Source organism: Pseudonocardia cypriaca (assembly GCF_006717045.1).
GTDB classification, from domain to species: Bacteria; Actinomycetota; Actinomycetes; order Mycobacteriales; family Pseudonocardiaceae; genus Pseudonocardia; species Pseudonocardia cypriaca.
Genome location: NZ_VFPH01000001.1, coordinates 1716713 through 1735610 on the forward strand (window position 1 = coordinate 1716713; position 18898 = coordinate 1735610).

An 18898-nucleotide genomic window follows, 5' to 3' on the forward strand; every position below is an offset into this window, starting at 1 on the left:
GGGGATGGGGAAGGATCGGGCCGTGCCGGACCGTCCCCACGTGCTGCTGTCGGCCGCGATGTCGGTGGACGGCCACATCGACGACAGCGGGCCGGAGCCCCTGCTGCTCTCCGACGCCGCCGACCTCGACCGGGTCGACGCGGTGCGGGCCGGCGTCGACGCGATCCTGGTCGGGGCCAGCACGCTGCGCCTGGACGACCCGCGGCTCCTCGTCCGGTCGGCCGAGCGGCGGGCTGCGCGCGTGGCAGCGGGCCGTGACCCGGACCCGGTCAAGGTCACGGTCACCGGCTCGGGAGACCTCGACCCCGCGGCGCGCTTCTTCACGACCGGGGACGGGCCCAAGATCGTCTACGCCGCCACGCCCGCGCTGGACGCGGCCAGGAAGGCGGTGGGCGCGGTCGCCGACGTCGTCGACGCGGGCGACCCGCTCGACCTGCACCGGCTGCTCGCCGACCTCGCAGGCCGCGGCGTCGCCCGCCTGATGGTGGAGGGCGGCACCGCGATGCACACGCTCTTCCTCACCGCGGGCGTCGCCGACGAGCTGCAGCTGGTCGTCGCACCGTTCTTCGTGGGGGACGCGCGGGCGCCGCGGTTCGTCGGCCCGGGTCGCTTCCCGCACGACACCGCGCACCGGATGCGCCTGGCCGAGGCGCGCCCCATCGGCGACCTCGTCCTCCTGCACTACCTCCTGGACCCCGCCGATGCCTGACCAGCCGGTGCGCGACGACCGGGAGCTACTGACGCGGGCCGTGGAGCTCGCAGGGCGGTGCCCCCCGTCGGAGACGGCGTTCTCGGTGGGTGCGCTGGTCGTCGACGCGGCCGGCACGGTGCTCGCCGAGGGCTGGTCCCGCCGCCGCGACCCCCACGACCACGCGGAGGAGGGCGCGCTCGCGGACCTCGGGCCCGGCTGGCGGGCAGGCCCCGGCACCACGGTCTACAGCTCGCTCGAACCGTGCAGCGCCCGCGCCTCCCGGCCGCGGACGTGCACCGACCTGATCCTGGCCGCCGGGGTGGACCGCGTGGTGTTCGCCTGGCGCGAGCCGGGCCTCTTCGTCGACGGGCGGGGCGCGGAGCTGCTGCGGGCCGCCGGCGTGGAGGTGGTGGAGCTGCCGGAGCTCGCGGCCGCCGCCCGCACGCCGAACGCCCACCTGCTGGATCGCTGACCGGCCGCCCAGCGGCCACCGGCGCGGGTGCCCCTGCGGGGCGTCGCTACCCTTTCCCGGGTGCTGACCAGGATGTCGTCGTTGTTCCTGCGGACCCTGCGCGAGGACCCGGCCGACGCGGAGGTACCGAGCCACAAGCTGCTCGTCCGCGCCGGCTACGTCCGTCGCGTCGCACCGGGGATCTACACCTGGCTGCCGCTGGGCCTCCGGGTGCTGCGCAACATCGAGCAGATCGTGCGCGAGGAGATGGACGCCATCGGCGCCCAGGAGATCCAGTTCCCCGCGCTGCTGCCGAAGGAGCCCTACGAGGCCACCGGGCGCTGGACCGAGTACGGGCCCAACATCTTCCGGCTCAAGGACCGCCGGGGCGGGGACTACCTGCTCGGCCCCACCCACGAGGAGCTGTTCACGCTCGTGGTGAAGGGCGAGTACTCGTCCTACAAGGACTACCCGGTCATGCTGTACCAGGTCCAGACCAAGTACCGGGACGAGGCGCGGCCGCGCGCCGGCATCCTGCGCGGGCGCGAGTTCCTCATGAAGGACTCCTACTCCTTCGACCTCACCGACGAGGGTCTGTCCGAGTCCTACCAGCTGCACCGCGACGCCTACGTCCGGATCTTCGACCGGCTCGGCCTCGAGTACGTGGTCGTCAAGGCGACATCCGGGGCGATGGGCGGATCGGCGTCCGAGGAGTTCCTCGCGGTGGCGCCCACCGGTGAGGACACCTACGTGCGCAGCCCCGGCGGGTACGCGGCGAACGTCGAGGCGGTCACCACGGCCGCGCCGCCCGCCCGGCCGATCGAGGGCCTGCCGCCCGCGCAGGCCCACCACACGCCGGACACCCCGACGATCGAGTCGCTCGTCGACTTCCTGAACGAGAAGGCAGGCCTCGGGCGGACCTTCACCGCCGCCGACACCCTGAAGAACGTCCTGGTCAAGACCCGGCGGCCGGGATCGGACGAGTGGACGCTGCTCGGGATCGGCGTGCCGGGCGACCGCGAGGTGGACGTGAAGCGCCTCGAGGCGGCGCTCGACCCCGCCGAGGTCGCGCTGCTCGACGAGGCGGACTTCGCCTCGCACCCGTTCCTCGTGAAGGGCTACATCGGGCCGGCGGCGCTCGCCGCCAACGGGGTGCGCTACCTCGTGGACCCGCGGATCGTGCCCGGCACGGCGTGGGTCACCGGCGCCGACAAGCCCGACCACCACGTCGTCGACCTCGTCTGCGGCCGCGACTTCACCCCGGACGGCACGATCGAGGCCGCCGAGGTGCGCGAGGGCGACCCGGCGCCCGACGGCTCCGGCCCGCTGTCCGCGGCACGGGGCATCGAGATCGGGCACGTCTTCCAGCTCGGCCGCAAGTACGCCGACGCCCTCCAGCTCGACGCGCTCGGCGCCGACGGCAAGCCGGTGCGCATCACGATGGGCTCGTACGGGATCGGCGTGTCCCGGCTGGTAGCCGTGATCGCCGAGCAGAGCCACGACGGGTCCGGGCTGATCTGGCCGCGGCACGTGGCTCCCGCGGACGTCCACGTCGTGATCGCCGGGAAGACCGACGAGATCGTCGCGGGCGCCGAGCGGCTCGCGGCCGACCTCGAGGCGGCGGGCGTCCGTGTTCTCCTCGACGACCGCAAGGCGACACCGGGCGTCAAGTTCGCCGACGCCGAGCTGATCGGCGTACCGACGATCGTCGTGGTCGGACGGGGCCTCGCGAACGGCGTGGTCGAGGTGAAGGACCGCCGCAGCGGTGAACGGCAGGAGATCGCGGTCGAGTCCGCGGTCGCCCACCTCGCCCAGCTCACGAGCGCGCGCTGACCTGCACCCGCTGAGCGGCGACCGGTCTGGTCGGGTGTCACCCGTTCGTGGTCGACTGAGCGCGTGCAACGGTGGGGTGAGCTCGGTTACGCACCGGGCTCGCTCCATCACCACCTGCAACGATGGTGGTGCGGCGGCGACCTTGGTTCACGTGCCCCGTACCGTTCCCGTCATCCATCAGCAGTAATGCACGACCGTGACCGTCACCTGGCCGGTGGCGGGCTGGCCGTAGCGCCGGTCCCCATATGGCCCCCGCGGGGGAGGTAGACCCAGTGGACTTCGACGCGCTGCGCGCCGCAGTCGTGCCCGGTGCCGGTGTGGTGGGCCGCTGGCCAGGAGTGGTCTGCGTGGCCGAGTGCGCCGATCGCAACGTGCTGCGCAAGCTCATCGACGTGTGCGCCTCCGCGGCCGGGCACGAGCCCGGCCGGGCATTGGCACGCAAGCTCGCGATGTGGCTCGGCGGTCCAGACGCACCCGGCGACGGCCTGCGGTTCGGCACCGTCGCCGTCACCGGCGGGGAGGCGCGCGCCGGCGGCGGCCAGCGGGGCGAGCAGTGGGCGGTGTTCCTGTACGGCCCGGTCGGTCTGGTCGTGCCCGACCGGCAGGTGGCGCTCTCCGGCGCCCAGTCCGTGGCATGGACCGACCGGCTGCTCCCGCGTCCCGACGCCCCGGTCGTGCTGGCCCTTGAAGGCGGCCCGATCCCGCCCGGCCTCGTCGACGGGGTGCACGACCTGCGCGCCGGGGTCGTGCCCGGCGCAGGTGCCGTCCTCGTGCCGGGCGGCGACCAGGGTTCCGTCGACGTCGGCGACGAGGCGGCCCGCAGCCGCCAGGCCGAGTCGCGGTGGCTCGAGGTGGGTGGTGCGGAGCGCCAGTGGGCCCAGGAAGCCGCGCCCACCGCCTCCGGTGAAGGGCTCTACCCCGGCGACAGCACGGGCAACGGCCTGCCGTCGCGCAGCCTCGGCCCCCTCGAGAGCTTCCACCCCGGCGACCCGGGTGGCGCCGGAGCAGACCGGTCCCCGGGCCGCGCCCACCTGCGCCCGGTGCCGTCCGGCTCGAACGGCGTCGCCCACCGCGGCTGGGTGCCGCGGCGCGGCTCGGTGAGCGACCTCGGCCGCGTCCCCGACACCGACCACGGCCCGGCCGCAGCGCCGCGCGAGGACGAGTCCGTCGGTGCCGAGCGCCCCGAAGAGCTCCGCGAGCCCGAGGCCGAGAAGACGTCCGACAACGGACGCAACGGCACACGCAACGGTGGCGGCGTCCTCAACGGCGCCCCCTACGAGAACGGCGCCCCCTACGAGAACGGCGGTCCGTACGACGCCCCCGCTCCGTACGACAAGGGTGCTCCGTACGAGAAGGGCGCTCCGTACGACAACGGCGCGGCCTACGACCTGCTCGGCGCGCCGGAGGCACCCGCGCGGGAGGGGGAGCGCAGCCCGTGGAGCGACGCCCGCGAGCGGGACGGGGGGCGGCCGGATCGGATCGAGGGCTGGTTCGCCGCCCCTGAAGGCGGCGGCACGGAGACCGGCATGAACGCGATCGGGCCGTCCGACCGGCGCCGCCGCCGGCACCGACTGCCCGACGAGGACGCGCCGCCCGCCGAGAGCTCGGCCGCGAGCGGCGAGCGAGAGGCGCCCGCACCCGAACGCGGCGAGACCGTCGACGAGCGCGGCTCCGACGACTTCGCGCCCGCCGGCCTCGGGGCCGACCCGGCCGCCTTCGGCTCGGGATCGGTGGACGAGACCCGGATCGGGTCGATCCCTCCCATCGCCGCCAAGCCGGCCGGCCCGAAGGGGGACGGCGAGTCCCTCGACGGGTCCGGCGACGGCACCCCACGCCTGGGCGTCCCGGCCCAGGAGGCCCCGCAGGCCCATCCGCTCGCAGACCCGGAGCCGGCCCCGGAGGGCGAGGCACCGCGCACCACGGCGCTGCGGTCCGAACGGATCCTCGGCGCCGCGCCCGACGGGCAGGAACACGAGGACCAGCCGCCCACCGGCGCGTTGGCGGTCGACCGGCCGGAGGAGCCCGCCCCGCGACCGCCCGTCGGTCTGATCGTGTTCGACGACGGTGCCACCTACACCGTCGACGCCGAGTACCTGATGGGCCGGATGCCGGAGGCCGACCCCCGGGTCGCGGCCGGCACCGTGCGCTCGCTCGCCCTCGAGGACTCCTCGGGGGCGGTGTCGCGCGTCCACGCGCAGATCGTCGTGAACGGGTGGGAGGCTCTGCTCGTCGACGTCGGCTCCCGCAACGGCACGTTCGTCTCGCCGCCGGGGGAGCAGGGCTGGACGCAGCTGCCCGCCGGGGAGACCCACCGCCTGGTTCCGGGCACCCGGGTGCGGATCGGGGGTCGCAGCTTCCAGTTCGAGGCGCCGTCCGGCACTCGCTAGGCCGAGGAGGACGCCCGGATTGGACCCCAGCACGACGCTGGCTCCCGCGTCGATCGTCGAGTACGAGGTCCTTAGCCTGCTGGGTGAGGGGCCGCACGCGCGCTGCTACCTCACGCGGCCGCCTGCCCACCTCGGCGACGGCGTCGTCGTGAAGGTGTTCACCGAGCTCGTCACCGAGCCGGCGTTCGACCGGGCGGTGCGGGAGCTGCGGGCGGCGGCGGCCGTGCGGTCGCCGCGCCTCGTGCGGGTGTTCGACGCCGTGCTCGGGGAGAACTTCGCGTACGCGATGGAGTACCTCCCGCTCGGCTCGCTCGCCGAGCCGGCCTTCCCGCCGTCCAGGGCGGAGATCCTCACGGCCCTCGAAGACGCCGCCCGGGGAGTGCACGAGCTGCACGAGGCCGGGATCGTCCACGGGGGGATCCACCCCGGCAACGTCCTGCTCGCCGAGGAGGCGGACGGCACGCTCGGCGGGCGCCTGGCCGAGCCGGGGCTGTCGCGCGTGCTCATGCCCGGGGCGGTCGTGCCGGGCGCGGGCCGCGGCGGTGTGCTGGAGTTCCGCGACCCCGACCTGCTGAGCGGGGCGAGCCCGTCGCGGCGCACCGAGGTGTGGGCGCTCGGAGCCACGATCCACCGCGCGCTGTCCGGCACGGGGCTCTACGGGGAGCTGCCCGGGCACCCGCTCGGCGCGATCCGCGAGCTGCACTCGACCAACCCGCAGGTGCACCCCGCCCTCGCACCGGACGAGGCGGCGCTGGTGCGCGACTGCACCGCCGATGGCCCGGACCGGCTCCGCACCGCCGCCGAGGTGGCCGACCGCCTCGCCACCCTCCGAGCTCCGCGAGTCGCGCTCTGAGCGTGCGCGAGTCGCTCAGCCGGGGAGGTAGGACAGGCGGACGGAGCGGACGGGGTTGTCGCCGTTCGTGTCGACCAGGCAGACCGACTGCCACGTGCCCAGCGCCGTGCTCCCGTCCAGCACCGGCACGGACATCGACGGCGCGATCAGCGCGGGCAGCACGTGGTCGCGCCCGTGGCCCGCACTGCCGTGCCGGTGCGTCCAGCGGTCGTCGGCGGGGAGCAGGTCGCGCAGGGCGGCGAGCAGGTCGGTGTCGCTCCCGGCGCCGGTCTCGATCACGGCGAGTCCTGCGGTCGCGTGCGGGACCCAGACGTTGAGCAGGCCGTCGCGGGCACCGGCGGAGCGCAGGAACGCGGCGATCTCGTCGGTGAGGTCGACGACGGCCTCGCGGCCGCCGGTCCGGATCTCGATCAGCTGGCTGTCCACGGCCGTAGTGTCCCCCGTGTGCGTGTTGCATTCGGCGAGGAGTTCGACGTTCCGGACGGATACCTCAACACCGCGAGCATCGGCATCCCGTCGGTCGCCGCCGGCGAGGCCGTGGCCGGCGCGATCGCGGGGTGGCGGGCGGGCGCAGGCCGGGCCGGTGCGTTCGACGAGCCGGTGGCGCGGGCCAGGGCGGGGTTCGCCGATCTGGTCGGGGTCGGCGTCGACCGGGTGGCGATCGGATCGGCGGTGTCCGCGCTCGTCGGGTTGGTGGCGGCCGCCGTGCCCGACCACGCGCGGGTGCTCGTGGCGGGCGGCGAGTTCACGAGCGTGACGTGGCCGTTCGCGGCGCAGGCGGGGCGCGGTGTCGAGGTCACCGAGGTCGACCTCGGGCAGGTGGGTCAGCGGGCGGGGGACTTCGACCTCGTCGCGGTGAGCACGGTCCAGTCCGCGGACGGCCGGCTCGTCGACCTGGACGCCCTGCGCGCGGCGCGCGCCTCCGGCACCCGCGTCGTGCTCGACGCCACGCAGTCGCTCGGCTGGCTCGACGCCGACCTGTCCTGGGCCGACGCGGTGGTGGCGGCGGGCTACAAGTGGCTGCTCAGCCCGCGGGGGGTGGCCTGGATGGCGATCCGCCCCGAGCTGGCCGCCGTCCCGGCCGCCGCCGGGTGGTACGCGAGCGCGGACCGCTGGGCGGACGTCTACGGCCTGCCGATGACCCTGGCGCCGGACGCGCGTGCGCTCGACACCTCGCCCGCCTGGTACTGCCACGTCGGTGCGGCCGCGGCACTGCCCTGGCTGGCCGGTCTCGACCGGGCAGCGGTGCACGCCCACTGCGTGGGTCTCGCCGACACCTTCCGCGCCGGGTCGGGGATGGAGCCGGCCGGCTCGGCGATCGTGTCCGTGCGCCGGGAGGGCGCAGGCGAGCGGCTGGCCGCCGCAGGCGTCGTGAGCGCGGCCAGGGCCGGCGGTGCCCGGCTCGCGTTCCACCTCTACAACACCGAGGACGACGTCGCCCGCGCCCTCGACGCCCTCACGGCTCGATGACGAGCTGCGCGATCCGCCCGTCCCGGAGGGTGAACCGGAAGCGGAGGTCGACCACACCGCCGGGGAAGTCACCCTCGAGGTGGTGGACGGCCTCGTAGCGGCCGTCGTCGAGCCGCCGGGAGCCGACGAGCTCAGTGGTGTACGTGTACTCGCTCGCTGCTCGCCCCAGCCAGACGCGGATCTGGTCGGGTCCGCGGTGGGTGTGCCCGTCGTCCACGACCACGGCGTCCTCGGTGAGGCAGCGGAGGGCGGCGTCGGCGTCGTGGGCGCGGTGGGCGGCGAGGTAGGTGGGGATCGGTTCCGGGAGTTCGTTCACGATGTCCACCGTGAGGTCTCCCCCGAGGAGAGGGTCAATGGGACGCGGTCTGAGCATCGGCGAGTTCGCGCGCCTGACGCGCCTGTCCGTTCGGACGCTGCGCCGCTACCACGAGGGTGGCCTGCTCGAACCGGCGTCGGTCGATCCGGCCAGCGGCTACCGCTACTACACCGGTGAGCAGATCCCGGTGGCACAGGTGATCCACCGGCTCCGCGAGCTGGACGTGCCGCTCGCCGACGTGCGGCGGATCCTCGGGGCGGACGATCCCGGGGTTCGCGCCGAGCTGCTCGCCGGGCACCTGCGGCGGGTGGAGGCCGAGCTGGAGCGCAGGCGCGCGGCAGCCGTCTCCTTGCGTCGGCTGCTCGCGCCGGACACCGAGCAGCTCGACGTGCGGCTGCGCGCCGTCCGCCCCCGCACCGTCGCCGCGATCACGGAGACCGTCCGGCTCGACGACGTGCTGGAGTGGTACGCCGACGCGATGTCCGAGCTGGACGCGGCCGTCGCGGGGAGCGAGCCGCTCGGCCCACCGGGAGGGCGCTACGACGACGCGCTGTTCACGGAGGGCGAGGGCGACGTGCTCGTGCACCGGCCGGTCGCCGACCCGCCGACCCGCGGCCGCGTCGCCCCGGTCGTCCTGCCCGCGGTCGAGCTCGCCGTCACCGTCCACCGCGGACCGCACGACGACATCGAGGTCACCTACGGCCGGCTGGGCGCGTGGGTGGTCGACCACGCGCTGGCGGTCGACGGCCCGGTAGAGGAGACCTACCTCGTCGGGCCCCGCGACGATCCCGACCCGGCCGCGTGGCGCACCGAGATCGGCCGTCCGGTGTTCCGCGTGTCCGATGCGTGAGACCGGTCAGGGCTGCCCGGGGAAGACCGGGATGGTGGGTGTCTGCCCGATGGCCGCCCGCCACCGGGCGCAGCGCAGCGTGCCGGCGCTCAGGGTGTCGAGGGCGGCCTGGCGCAGGGCCCGGTCGCGGGAGCGTTCGAGCACCGAGCGCCACGCGGCGAGCGCGTCGGTCTCGGCGACCACCGCGAGCTGGGCGGCGGACGCGGCGTCGGTCACCGGCCGCGGCGTGGCGTACGCGGGCTGCGCGGAGACAGCGGGGGCTCCGAGCTGGGTGAGGGTCTCCTCGACCTGGTTGCGCAGCTCGCGGTGCGCGTTCTCGTCCTCCCTGGCGCGCGTCGCGTCGGCACCGGAGAGGAAGGCGACGGCGAGCGCGTAGCACCAGATGGCCGCGTGCTCGGCCGCGAGCGCGTTCTGGAGCGCGGCGGTTGCGGTCTCGTCGATCCTCGGGTTCCCCGACGTCACGTGAGCACCTCCGCGTACGTGTTGCAGCACACGGCCACGGACGCGACGAGCCCGACCCGCTCGGGCGGCAGCCCGAGCGCGACGTCGGCCGCCGCCCGCCCGGAGGCCAGCACCGCCCGCTGCACCTCGGGGCGGCCCGGACGGCTCGAGGGTGGGGGAGCGGGCGCGGGGGTGGGCCGCTGCGGGTTCAACCGGGCTATCTCGGCGTCGAGCGCGGCGGCGTGCTGGGTGCGCGCCTCGACCAGCGGCTGCAGCGCAGCGGCCAGGTTCGGGTCGGCCGCCACGGCCGCGGCGGCCAGCGCGGCGTCGGCCCGGGCGGCGTCGGCGAGCGCGATCAGGGGGTCGGGCTCGGCCGGTCCGGCCGCGCGGCCCAGCGCGCACCCGGCCACCGCAGGCGGGAGGAGCAGCAGGCCGGCGAGCACCCGCCGCCTGCTCAACACCGCTCCTGCCACGCCTTCTCCTCGGCTCGTGGCGCGGGATCCTCCCCACCGCGCTCGCCGGGCGCACATCCTGCCACCCGGTCCCGTGGCCTCGGCCGGGTGCTGGGGGTGCACGGGGGGTAACGGGACGCATGGGGCCGTTCGGGGGCGCGATACCCTGACAGACCCACCCCGTTCGTAGGAGTAGACGCGATGCCCTCCCCCCGCCCCGCGCAGGATGCCGGCCCTCAGCCCGGTGAGCTGCACGGTGTGCTGGCGCCCATCGTCGCGGACGCCGGGTTCGAGCTCGACCAGCTCGACGTCCGGGCCGCCGGCCGCCGCCACACCGTCAAGGTGGTGGTCGACTCCGACGAAGGCGTGGGCCTCGACGACATCGCGACCGTCTCGCGAGCGATCTCCGCCGAGCTGGACCGCCGGGAGCACCTCATCGGCGGCTCCTACACCCTGGAGGTCACCTCGCCAGGGGTCGACCGCCCGCTCACCGGGCCGCGGCACTGGCGGCGGGCCCACCTGCGCCAGGTGGCGGTCCGGCTGCACGACGGCACGACCTTCACCGGTCGCGTCGGCGCGGCGGGCGAGGAGTCCGTCACGGTGCTCGTCGACGGGCGGCGGCGCGAGGTGCGCTACGCGGACGTGGCCCACGCGGGCGTACAGGTGGAGTTCCGGCCCGCGCCGGAGCACGAGGTGGCGCTGCTGCAAGAGGAGGGTACGGCGTGAACGTCGACATCGCGGCGCTGCGCACCATCGAGCGCGAGAAGGACATCCCGTTCGAGACGGTCATCGAGGCCATCGAGACCGCGCTGCTCACGGCGTACAAGCACACCGACGGCCACCAGGCGCACGCGCGGATCGACATCGACCGCAAGACGGGCGCGGTGCGGGTGCTCGCGCAGGAGCTGGGCCCCGACGGCGCCGTCGACACGGAGTGGGACGACACCCCCGAGGGGTTCGGGCGGATCGCCGCCACCACCGCGCGTCAGGTGATCGTGCAGCGGCTGCGTGACGCCGAGCACGAGCGCACCTACGGCGAGTTCGCCGCGAAGGAGGGCGAGGTCGTCGCGGGCGTCATCCAGCGCGACGCGCGCGCCAACGCCCGCGGCGTGGTGGTCGTCCAGCTCTCCGGTGGCACCGAGGGCGTGCTGCCGCAGGCCGAGCAGGTGCCCGGGGAGCGCTACGAGCACGGCGAGCGGATCCGCTGCTACGTGGTCGGCGTCAGCCGGGGAATGCGCGGGACGCAGATCACGTTGAGCCGCACGCATCCCAACCTCGTGCGCAAGCTGTTCGCGCTCGAGGTCCCGGAGATCGTCGACGGCTCCGTGGAGATCGTCGCGGTGGCGCGGGAGGCCGGCCACCGGTCCAAGATCGCCGTCCGCTCCACCGTGTCCGGCGTCAACCCGAAGGGCGCGTGCATCGGCCCGGTCGGTGCGCGGGTTCGCGGCGTGATGAGCGAGCTGGCCGGAGAGAAGATCGACATCATCGACTGGTCCGAGGACCCGGCGACGTTCGTCGGGAACGCGCTCTCGCCGTCGAAGGTGGTTTCGGTCACGGTGCTGGACGCCCGCACGAAGACCGCCAGGGTCGTCGTACCGGACTTCCAGCTGTCGCTCGCCATCGGCAAGGAAGGGCAGAACGCCCGGTTGGCGGCCCGGCTGACGGGTTGGCGCATCGACATCCGCAGCGACGCCGACCCCCGCGGGGCCATCGACGCGCCCGAGACGGAGTCGGTCGGCTGAGCCGTCGAGCACGTAGCGAGGGGGGAGCGCGCGCAGGTGCTGCGCTACACTCCACACCGGCCCACCAACCGGGTCCGGCCCCTGCACGACCGGCGCCCGCATCGGATCAGCGATCCGTCGCGGGACCCGTCCGGACATGCGTCGGTTGCCGGCGCCGGGATGTGGCCGACGGTCTGTTGAGGATCGTCGCGGTGCACGGGGTACTCACCCCGGACCCGCGGCGCAGGCTCCCCGGGCGCGGTGCATGGCTGCATCTCGCCCCGGAGTGCCTGGACCGTGCCGAGCGGCGCTCGGCGTTCCCGCGGGCGCTCCGCGTCCCGGGGCCGCTGGACACCGCGCCGGTGCGGACCCACATCAGCGCCGTGTGCGTGAACGGGGCCCGGGAGACACCCGGGTCCGACACACCAGGAAGCAAGGTCGACCCGTCATGAGCCAGTCGTGAAGATCGCACCATGAACGTGCTTCGACACTAGGTTCGAGGTCGAGCGGGACAAGCCGCCCGGCCTCCGGAAACAAGGAGTGCAGTGGCAGGCAAGGCCCGCGTACACGAGCTCGCGAAGGAGCTCGGAGTCAGCAGTAAGCAGGTCCTGAGCAAGTTGCAGGACCTGGGGGAGTACGTGAAGTCCCCGTCCTCCACCGTCGAGGCCCCCGTGGCCCGCAAGCTTCGTGAGTCGCTCGCCGGTGGCGGCGACTCCGGCGACGGCCGTCGCCGCGGCGGCGGTGGCCGTCCGCGTCCGGGTGGTGGCGCGCCCACCCCCGGCAACGTCCCGCCCCGGTCCGGCGGTCCGGTTCCCGGCCCGCCCCGTCAGCCGGAGCGTCCGGCGGCCCAGGCCCCGTCCGCGCCCGCACCGGGCGCCGAGCGGCCCACCGGGCCGCGCCCGGGACCCCGTCCCGGCCCGCCCGCGCCTGCGCCTCGGCCCGAGGTGCCGCGCAGCGAGCCCCAGGCTCCCGCAGCGCAGGCTCCGGCAGCACCGGCCCCAGCGGAGCAGCGTCCCGCGGCCGAGCAGCCGGAGGTGCAGCGTCCTGCGGCGGCTGCCGGATCGCCCGCGGCACCCGCACAGCAGCGTCCCGGCTCCGGAGCCCGGCCCGGGCCGCGTCCCGGCCCCGCGCCCGCTCAGCAGCGCCCGGCCGCCGCGGCCGACGCCCCCGGCGTCGTCCCGCCGCGTCCGTCCGGTCCGCGCCCCGGCCCGCGCACCCCGCGGGTCGGCAACAACCCGTTCGGCGTCGGCTCGGGTGCCCCGCCGCGCCCGCAGGCGCCGCGTCCCGGCCCCCCCGGTGGTGGGCAGGCCCCCAACCAGGGCGGCGGCCAGGGGCAGGGCCAGGGCGGTCCTCGTCCCGGCGGCCCGCGCCCGCAGGCGCCGCGTCCCGGTGAGCCCGGTCGCGGTGGCCCGCGTCCGCCGTCGCCGGGCAACATGCCGCCTCGGCCCAACCCCGGCATGATGCCGGCGCGTCCGGCGGGCGGTCGTCCCGGCGGAGGCCCCGGTGGCGGTCGTGGTGGCCCCGGTGGCCGTCCCGGCGGTGGTCCGGGCGGACGTCCGGGCGGCGGCGGTCGTCCCGGTGGTGGCGGCGGCGGTTTCCGTCCCGGTGGCGGTGGCCCCGGTGGCGGTGGCGGCGCTCCTGCTGGTGGCGGCGGCTTCCGCGGCGGCCCCGGTGGCGGTGGCCGTCCCGGTGGTGGCGGTCGCGGTCGCGGCGGTGCCGCGGGTGCGTTCGGCCGTCCCGGCGGACCGGCCCGCAAGGGTCGCAAGTCGAAGCGGCAGAAGCGCCAGGAGTTCGACTCGATGCAGGCGCCTTCGGTCGGCGGTGTCCGCCTGCCGAAGGGCGAGGGCCAGACGATCCGGCTGCCTCGCGGCGCGTCGCTCACCGACTTCGCCGAGAAGATCAACGCCAACCCGGCCTCGCTGGTGCAGGTGCTGTTCCACCTCGGTGAGATGGTGACGGCCACCCAGTCGGTGTCCGACGAGGTGCTGGAGCTCCTCGGCGGCGAGATGAACTACGACGTCCAGGTTGTCAGCCCGGAGGAGGAGGACCGCGAGCTCCTCGACTCCTTCGACATCTCCTACGGCGAGAACGCCGGCGGGGAGGACGACCTGGAGTTCCGGCCGCCGGTCGTGACCATCATGGGTCACGTCGACCACGGTAAGACCCGACTGCTGGACACGATCCGCAAGACCAACGTCCGCGAGGGCGAGGCCGGCGGCATCACCCAGCACATCGGCGCCTACCAGGTCGCCACCGAGCTCGACGGCAACGAGCGGCTGATCACCTTCATCGACACCCCGGGCCACGAGGCGTTCACCGCCATGCGTGCCCGCGGTGCGAAGTCCACGGACATCGCGGTGATCGTGGTCGCCGCCGACGACGGCGTGATGCCGCAGACGGTCGAGGCGATCAACCACGCCCAGGCCGCCGACGTGCCGATCGTCGTCGCGGTGAACAAGATCGACCTCGAGGGTGCGAACCCGGCGAAGATCCGCCAGCAGCTCACCGAGTACGGGCTGGTCGCGGAGGAGTACGGCGGCGACACGATGTTCGTCGACATCTCCGCGCGGCAGGGCACGAACATCGAGCAGCTGCTCGAGGCGATCCTGCTCACCGCGGACGCCGCGCTCGACCTGCGCGCCAACCCCAACATGGAGGCGCAGGGCGTCGCGATCGAGGCCCACCTCGACCGCGGCCGCGGCCCCGTGGCCACGGTCCTGGTGCAGCGCGGCACGCTGCGCGTCGGCGACTCGATCGTCGCGGGCGACGCCTCCGGGCGCGTCCGGCGGATGCTCGACGAGTACGGCGCTGACGTCACCGAGGCGCTGCCGTCGCGGCCGGTGCAGGTCATCGGGTTCACCTCGGTGGCAGGCGCGGGCGACACGTTCCTCGTCGTCGACGAGGACCGGGTGGCCCGCCAGATCGCCGACCGGCGCCGCGCTCGCGAGCGCAACGCCGAGCTGGCGAGCCGGCGCAAGCGCGTCAGCCTCGAGGACCTCGACGCTGCGCTCAAGGAGACCAGCCAGCTCAACTTGATCATCAAGGGTGACAACTCGGGTACCGTCGAGGCCCTCGAGGACGCGCTCCTGAAGATCGACGTGGGCGAGGAGGTCGAGCTCCGGGTGATCCACCGCGGCGTCGGTGGCATCACGGAGGGCGACGTCAACCTGGCCACCGCCTCCGACGCGATCGTCCTGGGCTTCAACGTCCGGGCCGAGGGCAAGGCCACCGAGCTCGCCAACCGCGAGGGCGTGGAGATCCGCTACTACACGGTGATCTACCAGGCCATCGAGGAGATCGAGCAGGCGCTCAAGGGCATGCTCAAGCCGGAGTACGAGGAGGTCGAGCTGGGCCGCGCCGAGGTCCGCGAGGTCTTCAAGTCCTCCCGGTTCGGCACGATCGCCGGTTCGCTGGTGATGTCCGGCGAGATCCGCCGCAACGCCCGCGGGCGCCTGCTGCGCGACAACGTCGTGATCGCCGAGAACCTGCCGATCAGCTCGCTGCGGCGGTTCAAGGACGACGTGGTCGAGGTCCGCGAGGGCTTCGAGTGCGGTTTCACGCTCGGCAACTACAGCGATATCAAGGTCGGCGACGTCGTCGAGACCTTCGAGATGCGCGAGAAGCCGAGGAGCTGACGAACAGGCGGGGGCCGGACACGTCCGGCCCCCGCCGTTCTTTCGGAGAGCCATGTTCGTCGGAGCTTTGGAGCTGGACGTCCTCCTCGGGGACGTCCACTCGCTCAAACAGAAGAGATCCGTGGTCCGGCCCGTGCTGGCCGAGCTGCGCCGGAAGTTCGAGGTGGCCGTCTCCGAGGCGGGACACCTCGAACTGCACCGGCGCGCGCTGCTCGGCATCGCGTGCGTCGCGGCCGATTCCGGACACGTCACCGAGGTACTCGACCGGTGCGAGCGGCTGGTCGCCGCGCGTCCCGAGCTCGAGCTCCTCTCGGCCCGGCACCGGCTGCTGGGCCCGGAGGACTAGACAGATCCTGGGAGGGCTGTAGTTGTGGTGGACCACGCCCGCGCGCGGCGGCTTTCGAAGCGGATCACGCAGATCGTGGCGGCCGCTCTCGAGCACGAGGTGAAGGACCCTCGGCTGAAGATGGTGACCATCACCGACACCCGGGTCACCGGCGACCTGCGCGAGGCCACCGTGTACTACACGGTGCTGGGGGAGCGCGTCGACGCCGACCCGGACGCCGCAGGCGCCGCCGCGGCCCTCGCCAGCGCCACCGGTGTGCTGCGCTCGATGGTCGGGGCCGGCACCGGGATCCGGCACACCCCGTCGCTCGTGTTCGTGCCCGACCAGGTGCCGGACGAGGCCCGCCGCATGGAGGAGCTGCTCGCCCGCACCCGCGAGTCGGACGCCGAGGTCGCCCGGCTGGCGGCGTCGGCCCGCCCGGCGGGCGACCCGGACCCGTACCGGGTGCCGAGGGAGCACGACGGGGCGGACGAGGAGTGAACGGCGCCACCGGGGACCGCGCCGTGGCGGAGGCTGCGGCCGTCCTCGGCGGCGCCCACGAGGTCACGCTCCTGGCCCACATCGACCCCGACGCCGACGCGCTGGGAAGCGCGCTGGCGCTCGGGATCGCGCTGCACCGGCGGGGCGCTCGCGTGCAGGTGGCGTTCGCGTCGCCGGAGCGGGTGCCCGAGTCCCTCGCACCGCTCGACGCGCTCGGGCTGCTGGTTCCGCCCGCCGAGGTGACCACGGCGCCCGCGGTGCTCGTCAGCTGCGACGCGGCCGAGCCGCGCCGGCTCGGCCGACTCGCCCGGCTGCTCGACACGGCCGCCTGCACGGTGATGCTCGACCACCACGCCACCAACCCCGGCTTCGGCGACATCCAGGTGCTCGACCCCGGCGCCGAGGCGACCGTGGTGCTCGCTCACCGGGTGCTCGTCGAGATGGGAGCGCCGGTCGACGCCGACGTGGCCCGCTGCCTCTACGCCGGGCTCGTCACCGACACCCGCGGCTTCCGCACGGCCGGACCCGCGGCGTACCGGCTCGCCGCGGAGCTGGTGGAGGCGGGCGCCGATCCGGCGGTCCTGACGAGGACGCTGATGGACAGCCATCCCTTCACCTGGTTCGAGGGGCTCGGCGGCGCGCTCGCCCGGGCCGTGCTCGAGCCGTCGGGGCTGCTTCACACCACGATCCCCCTCGCCGACGTGCGCCGGTACCGTCCTGAGGAGATCGACAGCGTCGTCGAGGTGCTCCGGACGGCCGTGGAGGCCGAGGTGGTGGCCTCCATCATGCAGGTCGACGAGCGGCGGTGGCGGGTGTCGCTCCGCTCGGCAGGCGCGGTGGACGTGGCCGCGGTCGCCACCGCGCTCGGTGGAGGTGGCCACGCGATGGCGGCCGGTTTCACGCGCGAGGGCACCGAGCAGGACGTCCTGGCCGCGATCCGCGCAGCCATGCCCCACTACGGTGAGCGAAGCGAACCAAACGGAGGAAGCCTGCATGACGTCCGACACCACCCCTGACGCGGACGCGCGTTCCGCCCGTCGCGCCTTCCTCGCCGCGGCGCTGCGCCGCCCGGCGACGATGGGCGCGATCGCGCCGAGCTCCCCGCGGCTCGGTGCGGTGCTCGCGTCGGTGGTGCCCCGCACCGGGGAACCGGTGGTCGTCGAGCTGGGGCCGGGCACCGGTGCGGTGAGTGCGGTGATCTCCGAGCGGCTCCCCGACGGCGCCCGGCACCTCGCCGTCGAGCTCGACCCCGCCATGGTCGAGTTCCTGCGCCGCACCCACCCCGGCCTGGACGTCGTGCAGGGCAACGCGGCCGACCTCGGCAAGCTGCTCGCCGAGCGGGGGATCGGGCGGGTGGACGCGGTGATCTGCGGCCTGCCGTGGGCGCTCTTCGACGACGCCACCCAGACCGAGCTGCTCGGTGAGATCAGCCGGGTGATCGGCGACCACGGCGCCTTCACCACGTTCGCCTACCTGCACGGCATGACGCTCGGGGCCGCGCGCCGGTTCCGGCGGCGCCTGCGCGCCACCTTCGACGAGGTGCTGGTGAGCGCCACGGTCTGGCGCAACCTGCCGCCCGCGTTCGTCTACGTGTGCCGCCGCCCCCGTCACGAGGGATGACCGGCGCACCGGATCAGGTCCCCGCGCGGGAGGTGCTGCGGCTCGCCGCTCCCGCGCTCCCGGTGCTCGCAGCCGAACCGCTGTACCTGCTGGTCGACACCGCGGTGGTCGGGCGGCTGGGGGCGGTGTCGCTGGCCGGGCTCGCCGTGGCCGGGGTCGTGTTCGCCCAGGTCACCGGCCAGCTGATCTTCCTGTCGTACGGCACGACCTCCCGGGCGGCCCGGCTGCACGGCGCCGGCCGGCACGGGGACGCCGTGGGGGAGGGCGTGCAGGCCACGTGGCTGGCGGTCGGCATCGGGCTGCTGCTGCTCGGGGTCGGTCAGCTCGTCGCGCGGCCGGTCACCGAGGCCCTCGGCGACGGGGGCGTGATCGCCGACGAGGCCACCGCGTGGCTCCGCGTCGCCCTGTGGGGCGCTCCCATGGTGCTGGTCACCCTCGCCGGGAACGGCTGGATGCGCGGCGTGCAGGACACCGCCCGCCCGCTGCGTTACGTGCTCGCGGGCAACGGGCTGTCGCTGGTGCTCTGCCCGGCGCTGGTGCACGGGGCAGGGCTCGGGCTGGTCGGTTCCGCCATCGCCAACGTCGCCGGCCAGACCGTGGGTGCCACGCTGTTCCTGGTGGCGCTCGTGCGGGCGGCCCGAGCGGGCGGGGTGTCGATGCGCCCGGCGCCCGCGGTGCTGCGCGCGCAGCTGGCACTCGCCCGTGACCTGCTCGCCCGCAGCCTCGCCTTCCAGGCGTGCTTCCTGTCCGCGGCGGCCGTCGCCACGCGGTTCGGGGCGGCCACCGTCGCCGCCCACCAGATCGTGCTGCAGCTGTGGTTCTTCCAGGCGCTCGTGCTCGACGCGGTGGCGATCGCCGCGCAGTCGCTGGTCGGCGCCGCGCTCGGCTCACCCGACCGCGGTGCGGAGCGGGCCAGGGCGATCGCCGGCCAGGTGACCCGCTACGGGATCGTGCTCGGGATCGGCTTCGGGGTGCTGTTCGCGGCGCTCGCCGGCGTGCTGCCGCCGCTGTTCACCCCGGACCCGGCGGTGCTGGCGGCCGTGCCGGTGCCGTGGTGGTTCTTCACGGCCATGCAGCCGATCGCCGGGGTCGTGTTCGCGATCGACGGCGTGCTGCTCGGCGCGGGCGACGCGGCGTTCCTGCGCACGTCCACGCTCGCCGCGGCCGTGATCGGGTTCCTCCCGCCGATCTGGGCGTCGCTGGCGTTCGGCTGGGGTCTCGCCGGCATCTGGTCCGGGCTGGCCATGTTCATGGTGATCCGCCTCGTCGCCGTGGGTCTGCGGGCGCGCGGAGGTCACTGGGCCGTGACAGGTGCCGTTCGTTCCTGAGTGTCGCTATGCCTGATCGTGTCA

Annotated in this window: 20 protein-coding genes; 16 read left to right on the plus strand and 4 right to left on the minus strand. The window is 74.8% G+C overall.

Going from position 1 to position 18898, the window contains the following annotated elements:
• The first annotated feature begins 22 nt into the window (after nucleotides 1-22).
• From FB388_RS08105 to FB388_RS08125, 5 genes are all read left to right on the plus strand, one after another.
• Entirely contained in the window at nucleotides 23-709 is a 687-nt protein-coding gene (locus FB388_RS08105) for a RibD family protein (protein WP_142099044.1), read from the plus strand.
• Nucleotides 702-1163 carry a cytidine/deoxycytidylate deaminase family protein gene (locus tag FB388_RS08110; protein ID WP_142099047.1) on the plus strand — a complete coding sequence of 154 codons (462 nt, stop codon included), beginning with the start codon at nucleotides 702-704 and terminating at the stop codon, nucleotides 1161-1163. The genes FB388_RS08105 and FB388_RS08110 overlap by 8 nt, the downstream gene beginning before the upstream one ends.
• 60 nt (nucleotides 1164-1223) lie before the next feature.
• Nucleotides 1224-2975, plus strand: a complete 1752-nt coding sequence (locus FB388_RS08115; RefSeq protein ID WP_142099050.1) for a proline--tRNA ligase — start codon at nucleotides 1224-1226, stop codon at nucleotides 2973-2975.
• Nucleotides 2976-3247: 272 nt separating this feature from the next.
• On the plus strand, nucleotides 3248-5362 hold the full coding sequence (locus FB388_RS08120; protein ID WP_142099053.1) for an FHA domain-containing protein: 2115 nt from the start codon (nucleotides 3248-3250) through the stop codon (nucleotides 5360-5362).
• Nucleotides 5363-5381: 19 nt separating this feature from the next.
• Nucleotides 5382-6215: a protein kinase domain-containing protein gene (locus FB388_RS08125; protein ID WP_142099056.1), complete on the plus strand. Its 834-nt coding sequence runs from the start codon at nucleotides 5382-5384 to the stop codon at nucleotides 6213-6215.
• Between the two features lie 15 nt (nucleotides 6216-6230).
• Here FB388_RS08125 and FB388_RS08130 read toward each other — a convergent pair whose 3' ends face one another.
• A complete protein-coding gene (locus FB388_RS08130; protein ID WP_142099059.1) occupies nucleotides 6231-6641 on the minus strand; it encodes a secondary thiamine-phosphate synthase enzyme YjbQ in 411 nt (136 codons plus the stop codon).
• Between the two features lie 18 nt (nucleotides 6642-6659).
• Between FB388_RS08130 and FB388_RS08135 the strand changes: the two genes are divergently transcribed.
• A complete protein-coding gene (locus FB388_RS08135; protein WP_142099061.1) occupies nucleotides 6660-7685 on the plus strand; it encodes an aminotransferase class V-fold PLP-dependent enzyme in 1026 nt (341 codons plus the stop codon).
• Here the strand turns inward: FB388_RS08135 and FB388_RS08140 are convergent.
• Complete coding sequence (locus tag FB388_RS08140) at nucleotides 7672-8001, minus strand: nuclear transport factor 2 family protein (RefSeq protein ID WP_246121733.1); 330 nt, start codon at nucleotides 7999-8001, stop codon at nucleotides 7672-7674. The genes FB388_RS08135 and FB388_RS08140 overlap by 14 nt on opposite strands.
• Nucleotides 8002-8038: 37 nt before the next feature.
• Here FB388_RS08140 and FB388_RS08145 point away from each other — a divergent pair, with 37 nt between their 5' ends.
• Nucleotides 8039-8851, plus strand: coding sequence for a MerR family transcriptional regulator (locus FB388_RS08145; protein WP_142099065.1), 813 nt, complete (start codon nucleotides 8039-8041; stop codon nucleotides 8849-8851).
• Between the two features lie 6 nt (nucleotides 8852-8857).
• Here FB388_RS08145 and FB388_RS40270 read toward each other — a convergent pair whose 3' ends face one another.
• Together FB388_RS40270 and FB388_RS40275 are read right to left on the minus strand one after the other, a co-directional pair.
• On the minus strand, nucleotides 8858-9313 hold the full coding sequence (locus tag FB388_RS40270) for a ferritin-like domain-containing protein (protein ID WP_170225524.1): 456 nt from the start codon (nucleotides 9311-9313) through the stop codon (nucleotides 8858-8860).
• A complete protein-coding gene (locus FB388_RS40275; RefSeq protein WP_170225525.1) occupies nucleotides 9310-9765 on the minus strand; it encodes a hypothetical protein in 456 nt (151 codons plus the stop codon). Before FB388_RS40275 ends, FB388_RS40270 begins: the two co-directional genes overlap by 4 nt.
• 180 nt (nucleotides 9766-9945) lie before the next feature.
• On the opposite strand from FB388_RS40275, the gene rimP reads away from it, so the two are divergent.
• From rimP to FB388_RS08195, 9 genes are all read left to right on the plus strand, one after another.
• Entirely contained in the window at nucleotides 9946-10470 is a 525-nt protein-coding gene (rimP, locus tag FB388_RS08155; RefSeq protein ID WP_142099069.1) for a ribosome maturation factor RimP, read from the plus strand.
• Complete coding sequence (gene nusA / locus FB388_RS08160) at nucleotides 10467-11486, plus strand: transcription termination factor NusA (RefSeq protein WP_142099070.1); 1020 nt, start codon at nucleotides 10467-10469, stop codon at nucleotides 11484-11486. Before rimP ends, nusA begins: the two co-directional genes overlap by 4 nt.
• A 191-nt stretch (nucleotides 11487-11677) precedes the next feature.
• Nucleotides 11678-11917 (plus strand): YlxR family protein, encoded by a 240-nt coding sequence (locus FB388_RS41175; protein ID WP_246121735.1) that lies wholly within the window; start codon nucleotides 11678-11680, stop codon nucleotides 11915-11917.
• A gap of 93 nt (nucleotides 11918-12010) precedes the next feature.
• Nucleotides 12011-15100 (plus strand): translation initiation factor IF-2, encoded by a 3090-nt coding sequence (gene infB / locus FB388_RS08170; protein WP_142099071.1) that lies wholly within the window; start codon nucleotides 12011-12013, stop codon nucleotides 15098-15100.
• Nucleotides 15101-15152: 52 nt separating this feature from the next.
• Complete coding sequence (locus FB388_RS08175) at nucleotides 15153-15446, plus strand: DUF503 domain-containing protein (protein ID WP_142099072.1); 294 nt, start codon at nucleotides 15153-15155, stop codon at nucleotides 15444-15446.
• Nucleotides 15447-15470: 24 nt separating this feature from the next.
• Entirely contained in the window at nucleotides 15471-15926 is a 456-nt protein-coding gene (gene rbfA, locus FB388_RS08180; protein ID WP_142099073.1) for a 30S ribosome-binding factor RbfA, read from the plus strand.
• Complete coding sequence (locus tag FB388_RS08185) at nucleotides 15923-16942, plus strand: DHH family phosphoesterase (protein ID WP_246121738.1); 1020 nt, start codon at nucleotides 15923-15925, stop codon at nucleotides 16940-16942. The genes rbfA and FB388_RS08185 overlap by 4 nt, the downstream gene beginning before the upstream one ends.
• Complete coding sequence (locus FB388_RS08190) at nucleotides 16920-17546, plus strand: class I SAM-dependent methyltransferase (RefSeq protein WP_211361819.1); 627 nt, start codon at nucleotides 16920-16922, stop codon at nucleotides 17544-17546. The genes FB388_RS08185 and FB388_RS08190 overlap by 23 nt, the downstream gene beginning before the upstream one ends.
• Complete coding sequence (locus tag FB388_RS08195; RefSeq protein ID WP_142099074.1) at nucleotides 17543-18874, plus strand: MATE family efflux transporter; 1332 nt, start codon at nucleotides 17543-17545, stop codon at nucleotides 18872-18874. Before FB388_RS08190 ends, FB388_RS08195 begins: the two co-directional genes overlap by 4 nt.
• Nucleotides 18875-18898 lie beyond the last annotated feature (24 nt).